Source organism: Bacillus sp. H1a, from assembly GCF_000633475.1.
Taxonomy (GTDB): domain Bacteria; phylum Bacillota; class Bacilli; order Bacillales; family Bacillaceae_G; genus Bacillus_A; species Bacillus_A paramycoides.
This window is the reverse complement of record NZ_AYMH01000080.1, coordinates 1-12913: the sequence shown is the minus strand read 5'-3', so window position 1 is coordinate 12913 and position 12913 is coordinate 1. Positions and strand designations below refer to the sequence as shown.

The 12913-nt window shown below is 38.0% G+C and carries 13 protein-coding genes; all 13 read left to right on the top strand.

Annotated elements, in window-relative coordinates; genetic code table 11:
* The first annotated feature begins 76 nt into the window (after positions 1-76).
* The 13 genes from ftsH (at position 77) to lysS (ending at position 12541) form a co-directional block, all read left to right on the top strand.
* Entirely contained in the window at positions 77-1978 is a 1902-nt protein-coding gene (gene ftsH, locus U860_RS0128535; RefSeq protein ID WP_002174568.1) for an ATP-dependent zinc metalloprotease FtsH, read from the top strand.
* Positions 1979-2202: 224 nt separating this feature from the next.
* Positions 2203-2991, top strand: coding sequence for a type III pantothenate kinase (locus tag U860_RS0128530; protein WP_002144522.1), 789 nt, complete (start codon positions 2203-2205; stop codon positions 2989-2991).
* Between the two features lie 6 nt (positions 2992-2997).
* On the top strand, positions 2998-3873 hold the full coding sequence (hslO, locus tag U860_RS0128525; protein WP_002174569.1) for a redox-regulated molecular chaperone HslO: 876 nt from the start codon (positions 2998-3000) through the stop codon (positions 3871-3873).
* A 117-nt stretch (positions 3874-3990) separates the two neighbouring features.
* Positions 3991-4914 (top strand): cysteine synthase A, encoded by a 924-nt coding sequence (gene cysK, locus U860_RS0128520; protein WP_002174570.1) that lies wholly within the window; start codon positions 3991-3993, stop codon positions 4912-4914.
* 223 nt (positions 4915-5137) lie between these two features.
* On the top strand, positions 5138-6535 hold the full coding sequence (gene trpE / locus U860_RS0128515; RefSeq protein ID WP_002174571.1) for an anthranilate synthase component I: 1398 nt from the start codon (positions 5138-5140) through the stop codon (positions 6533-6535).
* Between the two features lie 5 nt (positions 6536-6540).
* Entirely contained in the window at positions 6541-7128 is a 588-nt protein-coding gene (gene pabA / locus U860_RS0128510) for an aminodeoxychorismate/anthranilate synthase component II (RefSeq protein WP_025151173.1), read from the top strand.
* Positions 7122-7994, top strand: a complete 873-nt coding sequence (gene pabC, locus U860_RS0128505) for an aminodeoxychorismate lyase (RefSeq protein WP_025151172.1) — start codon at positions 7122-7124, stop codon at positions 7992-7994. Before pabA ends, pabC begins: the two co-directional genes overlap by 7 nt.
* Positions 7969-8829, top strand: a complete 861-nt coding sequence (gene folP / locus U860_RS0128500) for a dihydropteroate synthase (protein WP_029953151.1) — start codon at positions 7969-7971, stop codon at positions 8827-8829. The genes pabC and folP overlap by 26 nt, the downstream gene beginning before the upstream one ends.
* Positions 8830-9192, top strand: a complete 363-nt coding sequence (gene folB, locus U860_RS0128495) for a dihydroneopterin aldolase (RefSeq protein WP_002174575.1) — start codon at positions 8830-8832, stop codon at positions 9190-9192.
* Complete coding sequence (gene folK, locus U860_RS0128490; protein WP_002174576.1) at positions 9189-9704, top strand: 2-amino-4-hydroxy-6-hydroxymethyldihydropteridine diphosphokinase; 516 nt, start codon at positions 9189-9191, stop codon at positions 9702-9704. Before folB ends, folK begins: the two co-directional genes overlap by 4 nt.
* Entirely contained in the window at positions 9656-9859 is a 204-nt protein-coding gene (locus tag U860_RS0128485) for a helix-turn-helix transcriptional regulator (RefSeq protein ID WP_000387027.1), read from the top strand. The genes folK and U860_RS0128485 overlap by 49 nt, the downstream gene beginning before the upstream one ends.
* Before the next feature lie 23 nt (positions 9860-9882).
* Complete coding sequence (dusB, locus tag U860_RS0128480) at positions 9883-10881, top strand: tRNA dihydrouridine synthase DusB (RefSeq protein WP_025151170.1); 999 nt, start codon at positions 9883-9885, stop codon at positions 10879-10881.
* Positions 10882-11041: 160 nt separating this feature from the next.
* Positions 11042-12541 (top strand): lysine--tRNA ligase, encoded by a 1500-nt coding sequence (gene lysS, locus U860_RS0128475; RefSeq protein ID WP_025151169.1) that lies wholly within the window; start codon positions 11042-11044, stop codon positions 12539-12541.
* Positions 12542-12913 lie beyond the last annotated feature (372 nt).

The window sequence follows — 12913 nt, the reverse complement described above, 5'->3', positions numbered from 1 at the left end:
GGCGTTACAATTGTATAGGAAAGTTTTTCTATGTTACGATTTACTATAGTGTTTATGCCGTGAGAGGAGGTTAGGAATGAATCGTATCTTCCGTAATACCATCTTTTATTTACTGATATTCTTAGTAGTAATTGGAATCGTGAGCTATTTTAATGGTTCGACGCAAAAAACGACATCAGTTAGCTACGATAAATTCATTACTAAACTTGAAAAAGGTGAAGTGCGTAATGTGCAGCTTCAACCGAAAAATGGTGTGTTTGAAGTAAAAGGACAATTCAATACTTCTAGCCAAGGAGAACAATTTGTTACTTATGCACCAAATACTGAGGAATTACAAAAGAAAATTAATGATAAGGCGCAAGGGGCTGAAGTTAAGTATCAACCAGCAGAAGAAACAAGTGCTTGGGTAACGTTCTTCACTTCTATCATTCCGTTTGTCATTATCTTCATTTTATTCTTCTTCTTATTAAACCAGGCTCAGGGCGGCGGTAGCCGTGTTATGAACTTCGGGAAAAGTAAGGCGAAGCTATACAATGATGAAAAGAAAAAAATTCGTTTCAGAGATGTTGCTGGAGCGGATGAAGAGAAACAAGAACTTGTTGAGGTAGTTGAATTCTTGAAAGACCCTCGTAAGTTCGCTGAAGTTGGTGCCCGTATTCCGAAGGGTGTTCTATTAGTGGGACCTCCAGGTACAGGTAAAACTTTATTAGCACGTGCCGTTGCAGGTGAAGCAGGCGTTCCGTTCTTCTCTATTAGTGGTTCTGACTTCGTAGAGATGTTCGTCGGTGTCGGTGCATCCCGTGTACGTGATTTATTTGAAAATGCAAAGAAAAATGCTCCTTGTATCATTTTCATTGATGAAATTGATGCAGTAGGACGTCAACGTGGCGCGGGTCTTGGCGGTGGTCATGATGAGCGTGAACAAACGTTGAACCAATTGCTTGTTGAAATGGATGGATTCGGTGCAAACGAAGGTATTATTATCATCGCTGCGACAAACCGTCCTGATATTCTTGATCCAGCGTTATTACGTCCAGGTCGTTTTGACCGTCAAATTACAGTAGATCGTCCAGATGTAAATGGTCGTGAAGCTGTACTTAAAGTACACGCTCGTAATAAACCGCTTGATGAGAATGTCAACTTAAGGGCGATTGCAACTCGTACACCAGGATTCTCTGGTGCCGATCTTGAAAACTTATTAAACGAAGCTGCTTTAGTAGCTGCGCGTCAAGATAAGAAGAAAATTGATATGAGTGACATCGATGAAGCAACGGATCGTGTTATTGCAGGTCCAGCTAAGAAAAGTCGTGTTATCTCTGAAAAAGAACGTAATATCGTTGCATTCCATGAGGCTGGCCATACTGTAATTGGTGTTGTCCTGGATGAAGCAGATATCGTTCATAAAGTAACAATTGTCCCTCGTGGTCAAGCTGGTGGATATGCGGTAATGCTTCCGAAAGAAGATCGTTACTTTATGACAAAACCAGAGTTACTTGATAAAATCACTGGTTTACTTGGTGGTCGAGTAGCTGAGGAGATTGTATTTGGTGAAGTGAGTACAGGTGCTCACAATGACTTCCAACGTGCGACTGGTATTGCAAGACGTATGGTTACAGAATTCGGTATGAGTGATAAGCTTGGGCCGATGCAATTCGGTAGCTCGCAAGGTGGTCAGGTGTTCTTAGGAAGAGACTTCCATTCAGAGCAAAACTACAGTGATGCAATTGCACATGAAATCGATGTGGAAATGCAAACTATTATGAAAGACTGTTATGCTCGTGCGAAACAAATTCTTACTGAAAAGCGTGATAAGCTAGATATTATTGCGAAAACGTTACTTGAAGTAGAAACATTAGATGCAGAGCAAATTAATCATTTATATGATTATGGCAGATTACCTGAGCGTCCAACATCTTCAGATGATGTGAAAGTAAACATCAATATGAAGAAAGACGATGAAGACACAGAAGATAAGTAAGAGATGAAGGAGTGACGATAGTCACTCCTTTTTTGTTTGTGGAATAAATTTAAGTGGCAAAAGAATTTAAATAAAACTCGTATTAAAAATTGAAATAGAGAGTGATCTTTTTGTAAAATGATGAGGATAGAAAAGCTGAATATATAAGTATGTGTGATATGATGTTTTTATAAGTTTTATACATACTGCACAAATATAGATTAAATAAGATAAGTGGTGAGAATATGATTTTTGTATTGGATGTAGGGAACACAAATGCGGTGCTAGGTGTATTTGAAGAGGGGAAACTTCGCCAGCATTGGCGCATGGAAACAGATCGTCATAAAACAGAAGATGAGTATGGGATGCTTGTAAAGCAGTTACTTGAGCATGAAGGTCTTTCTTTTGAAGATGTGAAAGGTATTATAGTATCTTCAGTCGTACCGCCAATTATGTTCGCTTTAGAGCGTATGTGCGAAAAGTATTTTAAAATTAAACCGCTTGTAGTGGGGCCTGGGATAAAAACTGGCTTGAATATTAAATATGAAAATCCACGTGAAGTAGGCGCGGACCGAATTGTAAATGCAGTAGCAGGTATCCATTTGTATGGAAGTCCTCTTATCATTGTTGATTTTGGTACGGCTACTACATATTGTTATATTAACGAAGAGAAACATTATATGGGTGGCGTTATTACACCGGGAATTATGATCTCGGCAGAGGCGTTATATAGCAGAGCAGCAAAGCTTCCTCGTATTGAAATTACAAAACCGAGTAGTGTTATTGGGAAGAATACAGTAAGTGCAATGCAATCAGGTATTCTTTATGGGTACGTTGGACAAGTGGAAGGTATTGTTAAGCGTATGAAAGAAGAAGCTAAACAAGAACCGAAAGTTATTGCAACAGGTGGGTTAGCAAAATTAATTTCAGAAGAATCAAATGTAATTGATATTGTAGATCCATTTTTAACGTTAAAAGGTTTGTATATGTTATATGAACGTAATGCAAATTTACAGCATGAGAAGGGTGAATAAATAAGTATGAAAGATTATTTAGTAAAAGCGTTAGCGTTTGATGGAGAAGTACGTGCGTATAGTGTACGTACAACAAACACAGTAAGTGAGGCGCAAAAACGTCATGATACATGGAGAACAGCTTCAGCCGCACTTGGCCGTTCGTTAACTGCGGGCACAATGATGGGTGCCATGTTAAAAGGCGAACAGAAGTTAACGATTAAAGTAGAGGGTAACGGTCCAATTGGTCCGATCTTAGTCGATGCTCATGCAAATGGGGATGTACGTGGTTATGTAACGAATCCGCATGTTGATTTTGAAGGGACTGAACAAGGGAAATTACGTGTATATCAAGCGGTAGGTACAGAAGGATTTGTAACGGTAATTAAAGATATCGGTATGCGTGAACCGTTTATCGGTCAATCTCCAATTGTTTCAGGAGAACTAGGGGAAGATTTCACATATTATTTCGCAGTTTCTGAGCAGACACCTTCTTCTGTAGGTGTCGGTGTTCTCGTAAATGGAGACGATAGCATATTGGCAGCGGGTGGATTCATTCTTCAAATTATGCCAGGTGCACAGGAAGAAACAATTTCATTTATTGAAGAGCGTTTGCAAAAAATTCCTCCTGTATCAACATTGATTGAACAAGGGCTTTCTCCAGAAGAGCTACTATATGAAGTGCTTGGAGAAGATAAAGTGAAAGTGCTAGAAACAATGGATGTTCAATTTAATTGTACATGTTCACGCGAGCGTATTGAAAGTGTGCTAATTAGTTTAGGTAAAGCAGAGTTAGAGCAAATTCGTGCAGAAGAAGAAGAGACGGAAGTTCATTGTCACTTCTGTAATGAACGATATAAATTCGCTAAAGAAGATATTACAAACTTAATTGAGAGCCTGTAATAAGGGAGTTAAAGCGTAGAATCGTTCATCCAAATGGATTGACAAAAAGGAAATTTTCTGACAAAATCTAAATATAAATAAAACCAATAAAAATACTCGGTGTTAGGAGTGACAGGAATGCGAGTGGCACAATCAGTTTCAGAATTAATCGGGAAAACGCCGATCGTTAAGTTGAACCGCATCGTAGAATCAGATAGCGCAGATGTATACTTAAAATTAGAATTTATGAATCCGGGGAGCAGTGTTAAAGATCGTATTGCGTTAGCTATGATCGAAGATGCTGAAAAGAAAGGATTATTAAAAGAAGGCGATACAATCATTGAACCGACAAGTGGTAACACGGGTATTGGTTTAGCGATGGTAGCGGCTGCTAAAGGATATAAGGCGATTTTAGTAATGCCAGAAACAATGAGTATCGAGCGTCGTAATTTATTACGTGCTTATGGTGCGGAATTAGTATTGACTCCAGGCCCTGAAGGGATGGGTGGAGCGATTCGTAAAGCGACTGAATTAGCGAAAGAACATGGTTACTTTATACCGCAACAATTCCAAAATCAAGCGAATCCGGAAATCCATCGTTTAACGACGGGTCCAGAAATTGTTGAACAAATGGGTGATCAATTAGATGCGTTTATCGCAGGTATTGGTACAGGTGGGACAATTACAGGTGCCGGTGAAGTGCTGAAAGAAGCGTATAACGATATTAAAATTTATGCGGTAGAACCTGCGGATTCACCAGTATTATCTGGTGGAAAGCCGGGGCCACATAAGATCCAAGGAATTGGAGCAGGATTTGTTCCGGAGACATTGGATGTAGAAGTATATGATGAAATTATTCAAGTGAAAACAGAGCAAGCGTTTGAATATGCGAGAAGAGTAGCTAAAGAAGAAGGTATTTTAGTTGGTATCTCTTCAGGAGCAGTCATTTATGCAGCGACAGAAGTTGCGAAGAAATTAGGTAAAGGGAAAAAGGTACTTGTTATTATCCCAAGTAACGGTGAACGTTATTTAAGTACACCACTTTATCAATTTGAATCATAATTGAATGCGATTTGAAAAGCATCCTTGAAAAAGGATGCTTTTTCTTTTTTGATTGGAAAAAGGAAAAGAGTGAATGACTAGAAAACTTCATGTAAAATAAGAAGTAGTATAATTAATTTATTTTCACTAGCCCTCGAGTGTAATCATTCTCTATGTAAATAACTTTATGTAGTTTGAGCTGGTTAGCTTAAGAGGGTGGGATAAAAGAAGACGGGGTGTTGATATGCAACGAAGAAAATCTTTAGCGCTTTCTATTCCATATCAGTTAGATTTCTTTAAGCAATATAAATTTCTTTCCCAAGATAAGCCGCAACATATTTTGTTAGAAAGTGGACGTGGTGGTCGTTATAACATTGTTGGGCTGGACCCAGTAGCAGTAATTCAAGGGAAGAATGAGACGTTACATATAAGTGAAAGTGGTAAGGAAACAATAGAACATGGGAATCCATTAGATTTAATGCAAGAATATATGGAGAAATGGAAAACGGATTATAATCCGAAGTATCCACCTTTTCAAGGTGGTGCAATTGGATACTTTAGTTATGATTGTATCCGTTATATTGAAAAGTTACCTACTCTTGCAGAGGATGACATTAATATACCTGATATATTCTTTTTATTGTTTGATGACGTGTTTGTATATGATCAAAAAGAAAAGGTATTATGGATTATTACGCATTATGTAGATGAGCATAAAGAGGCAGAAGAACGATTAAATGAATGGAAGGATCTTTGGATGAAAGAAGCATCTGAAGTGACTATGTCATTTAAATGTCCTGAAGAGAAAAATGAAGCAGTTGCTTTTACAGAAGAAGGCTTTATGAAGGCTGTTGAACGTATTCAAGAATATATTGGGGCAGGTGACGTGTTCCAAGTAAACTTGTCGACAAGACAAGAACGGACGTTACACACACATCCGCTAGAAATCTATACAAGTCTTCGTGAAATTAATCCATCTCCATATATGGGTTACTTGGAGCTTGGAGATTTTCAAATTGTTAGTGGTTCGCCTGAATTACTAATTAAAAAGCAAGGAAAAGAAGTGAGTACGAGGCCAATTGCTGGTACGCGTTCTCGAGGGGCAAGCGAGCAAGAGGATGAAGAATTGGCGAAAGAATTAATTGAAAACGAAAAGGAAAGAGCAGAGCACGTGATGCTTGTGGATTTGGAACGAAATGATTTGGGTCGGGTTTGTAAATATGGCACTGTTGAAGTAGATGAATTTATGGTAATTGAAAAATACTCACACGTTATGCATATTGTTTCTAATGTGCGTGGTGAGGTGGAAGAAGATAAAGATGCTTTCGATTTGGTGAAGGCTGTATTTCCTGGTGGGACAATTACCGGTGCCCCGAAAATACGTACGATGGAAATTATTGAAGAATTAGAACCTGTTCGCCGAGGGATTTATACAGGTTCAATTGGTTGGATTGGATATTCTGGAGATACGGAATTGAATATTGTAATACGAACATTGCTTGCCAAAGATGGACAAGCACATGTACAAGCGGGAGCGGGAATTGTAATTGATTCAAATCCTAAAAACGAATATAAAGAGTCGTTAAAAAAAGCAATCGCTTTATGGCGTGCAAAAGAAAGTAGCGAAGAAACGGTTAGGTGAGAGAAATGATATTAATGATTGATAATTATGATTCTTTTACATTTAATTTAGTGCAGTTTCTTGGGGAACTTGGACAAGAGCTTGTTATTAAGCGTAATGATGAAGTGACTATTTCAGATATTGAGAATATGAAACCGGATTTTTTAATGATTTCGCCAGGTCCATGTAGCCCTAATGAGGCAGGGATTAGCATGGATGTTATTAAATACTTCGCAGGTAAAATTCCGATTTTCGGAGTTTGTCTTGGGCATCAATCAATTGCGCAAGTATTTGGAGGAGATGTTGTCAGGGCAGAACGTTTAATGCACGGCAAAACTTCTTTAATGTATCATGATGGACAGACAATTTTTTCTGATATCCCAAATCCATTTGCCGCGACACGTTATCACTCTCTTATCGTTAAAAAAGAGACGTTGCCTAATTGTTTAGAGGTAACATCTTGGACGGAAGAAGGAGAAATTATGGCGCTTCGTCATAAAACATTGCCAATTGAAGGTGTGCAGTTCCATCCGGAATCTATTATGACTTCTCATGGGAAAGAGCTGTTACAGAATTTTATTCGTAAATATAGTCCAAGTGTGACAATATGTTAATTTACGTGAATGGTGCGTATGTAGAAGCGAGTGAAGCGAAAATTTCTCCTTATGACCATGGTTACTTATATGGGCTTGGAGTTTTTGAGACGTTTCGTATTTATAATGGTCACCCCTTTTTGCTGGATGATCATTATGAACGTTTAATGGATGCGCTGGATACATTGCAAATTAAATGGACAATGACAAAAGATGACGTAATGCTTATTTTGGAGAATCTACTCGTTAAGAATGGATTAAAGCATGCGTATGTGCGCTTTAATGTATCGGCAGGTATAGACGAAATAGGATTGCAAACAGAAATGTATGAAGAGCCATCTGTTATTGTTTTTATAAAACCTTTAGCAGCCCCGGGGGATGTAGTGGAAAAAGAAGGGGTTGTTTTAAAGCAAGTGCGAAATACACCAGAGGGTGCATTTCGCTTGAAGTCCCATCATTATTTAAATAATATTTTAGGGAAACGAGAAATTGGAAATGTTGTGAATAAGGAAGGTATTTTCCTTACAGAAACAGGTTATGTTGCAGAGGGGATTGTTTCGAATCTCTTTTTTGTTAAAGGAGATACTTTGTATACTCCTTCATTAGAAACAGGGATTTTAAACGGAATCACTCGTGCGTTTATTATAAAGGTTGCTGAAGAGCTGAGTATAGAAGTAAAGGAAGGTTTCTTTACAAAAGATGAATTGCTTTCAGCGGATGAAGTATTCGTAACAAACTCCATTCAAGAGATTGTCCCTCTTTGTCATATAGAGGGGGAAGATTTCCCGGGTAAAGTGGGGATGGTTACAAAAAGATTTATGAATCTTTATGAAATGCAGAGAGAGCAATTGTGGAGCAGAAATGAATTGCGAAGAGGAGATGTGTAGTTTGAAGTGGGATTATGATTTGCGCTGCGGCGAATATACATTGAATTTAAATGAAAAGACATTAATTATGGGAATTTTAAATGCAACGCCAGATTCATTTTCTGATGGTGGGAGTTACAACGAAGTAGATGCCGCGGTGCGCCATGCGAAAGAAATGAAAAACGAAGGTGCTCATATTATTGATATCGGCGGCGAATCTACTCGCCCGGGTTTCGCTAAAGTTTCAGTAGAAGAAGAAATAAAGCGAGTTGTTCCGATGATTCAGGCAGTTTCAAAAGAAGTGAAGTTGCCTATTTCTATTGATACGTATAAAGCTGAGGTTGCGAAACAAGCGATTGAAGCTGGTGCTCATATTATTAATGATATTTGGGGAGCGAAGGCAGAACCGAAGATTGCTGAAGTTGCAGCCTATTATGATGTGCCTATTATCTTAATGCATAATCGCGATAATATGAATTACCGTAACTTAATGGCTGATATGATGGCTGATTTGCATGAGAGTATTAAAATTGCTAAAGATGCTGGTGTGCGAGATGAGAACATTATTTTAGACCCAGGTATTGGTTTTGCAAAAACACCTGAACAGAATTTAGAAGCGATGCGCAATTTAGAGCAGTTAAACGTACTAGGTTATCCGGTTCTATTAGGTACTTCAAGAAAATCCTTTATTGGACATGTATTAGATTTACCGGTGGAGGAACGACTTGAAGGAACGGGTGCTACCGTTTGCCTTGGTATTGAAAAAGGTTGTGAGTTTGTTCGTGTTCACGATGTGAAAGAAATGGCGCGTATGGCTAAGATGATGGATGCGATGATTGGTAAGGGGGAAAAGTAATTGGATAAAATTTATGTCCATGATATGGAGTTTTACGGTTATCATGGTGTATTCCCGGAAGAAAATAAGCTAGGTCAGAGATTTAAAGTGGACTTAACGGTGGAATTGGATTTAAAGCGTGCGGGAGAAAGTGATGACTTAGAGCATTCTGTCAATTATGGAGAGCTTTTCGAATTATGTAGGAAAGTTGTTGAAGATAGAACGTATAAGCTTGTGGAGAGTATCGCTGAAAATATCGCTACAGATATATTGGCACAATATGAGAGTATTTCACGATGTACGATAAAGGTTATTAAACCGGATCCGCCGATACCGGGGCATTATCGTGCTGTAGCGGTAGAAATTACGAGAGAACGTTCATGAATAATATAGCGTACATTGCGTTAGGTTCAAATATTGGAGAGCGTTATACTTATTTAACTGAAGCGATTCAGTTTTTAAACAAAAGCCCTTATATCCAAGTTGACGATATTTCATCTGTATATGAAACTGAACCAGTTGGCTATACTGACCAAAGTTGCTTTTTGAATTTAGTTATAAAAATTTCTACCAATTTATCACCACAAGAATTATTGAAAGTAACACAAAAAGTAGAGAATGATCTAGGAAGAAAAAGGGAAATCAGGTGGGGTCCGAGGACCATCGACCTTGACATTTTACTATATAATCAAGAGAATATTGAAGCAGAGAATCTTATTGTTCCGCATCCGCGGATGTTTGAAAGAGCTTTTGTTATCGTTCCGTTGTTAGAGATTAATCAAGATATAAAACAAGACATTTCACGTTCACAAGTAGAAGAAATGAAAAGGCGAGAGGGAGTAACGGTATGGAAGCAGAAAAATGGGGAAGACGCATTCGTGCTTTTCGAAAGCTAAAAGGCTATACGCAAGAAGGTTTTGCTAAAGAATTAGGGGTATCTGTATCTGTTTTAGGTGAAGTTGAGAGAGGGAATCGATCGCCTTCCCAAGATTTTGTAGTAGAAGTTGCTAAAGCATTAAAGGTCTCAATAGATGAACTAATGCCAAAGTGACTATGATGGAAGGAGTAAGTCGAGTGTTAAAGATTGCAAATATTGAGATGAAAAATCCGGTTGTATTAGCACCGATGGCGGGAGTGTGTAACTCTGCATTCCGTTTGACAGTAAAAGAATTCGGTGCAGGTTTAGTTTGTGCTGAAATGGTAAGTGATAAGGCAATATTACTTAATAACAAAAGAACATTAGATATGTTATATATCGATGAGAGAGAAAAACCATTAAGTTTACAAATTTTTGGTGGAGAGAAAGAAACTCTTGTAGATGCTGCGAAATACGTAGATAAATATACAACAGCAGACATTATTGATATTAATATGGGTTGCCCAGTACCGAAAATCACTAAGTGTGATGCGGGAGCAAAGTGGCTTTTAGATCCAAATAAAATATATGAAATGGTAGCGGCAGTTGTAGATGCTGTTGAAAAGCCAGTTACAGTTAAAATGCGTATTGGCTGGGATGAAGATCATATTTTTGCAGTAGAGAATGCCAAAGCTGTTGAGCGTGCTGGTGGGCAAGCGGTAGCGGTCCATGGGCGTACACGAGTGCAAATGTATGAAGGGAAAGCAGATTGGGATATTATTAAACAAGTAAAGCAAGCTGTAAATATCCCGGTTATCGGAAATGGTGATGTCGAAACACCACAAGATGCAAAGCGTATGCTTGATGAGATTGGTGTAGATGGTGTTATGATTGGCCGTGCTGCCCTTGGGGATCCATGGATGATTTATCGTACGGTAAAGTATTTAGAGACAGGTGAATTAATGCCGGAACCAACAGTGCGTGAGAAAATTGATGTATGTATGCTGCATCTAGATCGTCTTATCGATTTAAAGAACGAAAATGTTGCTGTAAGAGAGATGAGAAAGCATGCAGCTTGGTATTTAAAAGGTGTTCGTGGTAATGCGAGTGTGCGTAATGGTATCAATACTTGCAACACACGTGAAGACCTTGCAAATGTATTAGGTGCATTTATAGAAGAAGTAGAAGCGAAACAACAAACAATTTACGTTGGTTAATAAGGGGGCGTAGAAGATTGACATTCTTCTACACACTTCCTATAATTACGTGAAAGAAAGAAGAACTGCCAGTTAGTTGCTGGCAGTTTTTCTAGTTGAGTAGAAAATGCTATACTGTATATATTGTAAAAATTAATAGAGCTGGAGTGATATCAATATCATGGATAACATGAACCACGAAGAATTAAACGACCAATTGCTTGTTCGTCGTGAAAAGCTACATAATTTACGTGAGCAAGGAATCGATCCGTTCGGTAAACGATTTGAACGCACAAATTCAACAACGGACTTAGTAAGTCTATATGGAGAATTCTCTAAAGAAGAATTAGAAGAAAAAGAAATCACTGTTTCTATCGCTGGTCGTATTATGACAAAACGCGGTAAAGGAAAAGCTGGATTCGCGCACATCCAAGATTTACACGGACAAGTTCAAATTTACGTTCGTAAAGATACTGTTGGAGATGAAGAGTACGAGTTATTTACGACAGCAGATTTAGGTGACTTAGTAGGTATTGAAGGTAAAGTGTTCAAAACGAACGTTGGAGAACTTTCAGTAAAAGCAACAGGATTTACACTTTTAACGAAATCTCTTCGTCCATTACCGGATAAATATCACGGATTAAAAGATGTTGAACAACGTTACCGTCAACGTTATTTAGATTTAATTACAAGTATGGAAAGTCGTGAAACATTCGTTACTCGTAGTAAAATCATTCGTGAGATGAGAAGATACTTAGACGATAATGGTTATCTTGAAGTAGAAACACCTATGATGCATGCAATTGCAGGTGGAGCGTCTGCTCGTCCTTTCACTACACATCATAATGCATTAGATATGGAATTATATATGCGTATCGCAATTGAACTTCATTTAAAACGTCTTATTGTGGGCGGATTAGAAAAAGTTTATGAGATCGGCCGTGTATTCCGTAATGAGGGTGTATCAACTCGCCATAACCCTGAGTTTACGATGATTGAATTATATGAGGCGTACGCTGATTATAATGATATTATGAAACTAACAGAAAATATGGTTGCTCATATTGCGAAAAAAGTATTGGGTACAACAACAATCCAATATGGTGATTATGAAATTAATCTAGAACCAGAATGGACACGTCTTCATATGGTAGATGCAATTAAGCAACACTCTGGAGCGGATTTCTGGAATCCAATGAGTGTAGAAGAAGCGCGTGAACTTGCAAAAGAACATGGCGTAGAAATTAAAGATACAATGGAAGTTGGTCATATTATTAATGAATTCTTCGAGCAAAAGGTAGAGGATAAATTAATTCAGCCTACATTTATCTATGGCCACCCGGTAGAGATTTCACCACTTGCGAAAAAGAATGATGAAGATCCACGATTTACAGATCGTTTCGAATTATTCATTGTTGCTCGTGAGCATGCAAATGCATTCACTGAGTTAAACGATCCAATTGATCAAAAAGAACGTTTTGAAGCTCAATTAAAAGAGCGTGAACAAGGTAATGATGAAGCGCATATGATGGATGATGATTATATTGAAGCTCTTGAGTACGGTATGCCTCCTACAGGTGGGTTAGGAATTGGTATTGATCGTCTAGTTATGTTATTAACAAATGCACCATCTATTCGTGACGTACTGTTATTCCCGGCTATGCGTCATAAACAAGACTAAGCTTTGGAGATTTCTCCGAAGCTTTTTTTATTCCTTTATTGGAGGCGGGATAATTAGCGAGGGGTGAGGGAATCTTCTATTGAAAGGAAGATGAGGTCATTGCTCATTAAATGGATAATGGATTAACAAAACTATATTTATATAGAAGAAATGTACTGTTTTTATAGTTTTTTACTAAGTTAAAAATTTTATTAGAAAAACTATTGCATTTTAATAATCAAACTGGTATATTTATATTCGTTGTCACGGAAGACAACACAAGAAACAAATGAAAAACAACTTATTAAAAAAAGTTGTTGACGAAAATATAACGAAATGTTATATTGATAAAGTCGCTTCTGAGCGGCAGACAAGTTCTTTGAAAACTGAACG

What these genes read in the sequence shown, in the direction of transcription:
- ftsH (WP_002174568.1), top strand. Translation starts at nt 77, where the DNA reads ATGAATCGTATCTTCCGTAATACCATCTTTTATTTACTGATATTCTTA.
- U860_RS0128485 (WP_000387027.1), top strand. Translation starts at nt 9,656, where the DNA reads ATGGAAGCAGAAAAATGGGGAAGACGCATTCGTGCTTTTCGAAAGCTA.
- folP (WP_029953151.1), top strand. Translation starts at nt 7,969, where the DNA reads ATGAATTGCGAAGAGGAGATGTGTAGTTTGAAGTGGGATTATGATTTG.
- U860_RS0128530 (WP_002144522.1), top strand. Translation starts at nt 2,203, where the DNA reads ATGATTTTTGTATTGGATGTAGGGAACACAAATGCGGTGCTAGGTGTA.
- hslO (WP_002174569.1), top strand. Translation starts at nt 2,998, where the DNA reads ATGAAAGATTATTTAGTAAAAGCGTTAGCGTTTGATGGAGAAGTACGT.
- pabA (WP_025151173.1), top strand. Translation starts at nt 6,541, where the DNA reads ATGATATTAATGATTGATAATTATGATTCTTTTACATTTAATTTAGTG.
- trpE (WP_002174571.1), top strand. Translation starts at nt 5,138, where the DNA reads ATGCAACGAAGAAAATCTTTAGCGCTTTCTATTCCATATCAGTTAGAT.
- pabC (WP_025151172.1), top strand. Translation starts at nt 7,122, where the DNA reads ATGTTAATTTACGTGAATGGTGCGTATGTAGAAGCGAGTGAAGCGAAA.
- folK (WP_002174576.1), top strand. Translation starts at nt 9,189, where the DNA reads ATGAATAATATAGCGTACATTGCGTTAGGTTCAAATATTGGAGAGCGT.
- lysS (WP_025151169.1), top strand. Translation starts at nt 11,042, where the DNA reads ATGGATAACATGAACCACGAAGAATTAAACGACCAATTGCTTGTTCGT.
- cysK (WP_002174570.1), top strand. Translation starts at nt 3,991, where the DNA reads ATGCGAGTGGCACAATCAGTTTCAGAATTAATCGGGAAAACGCCGATC.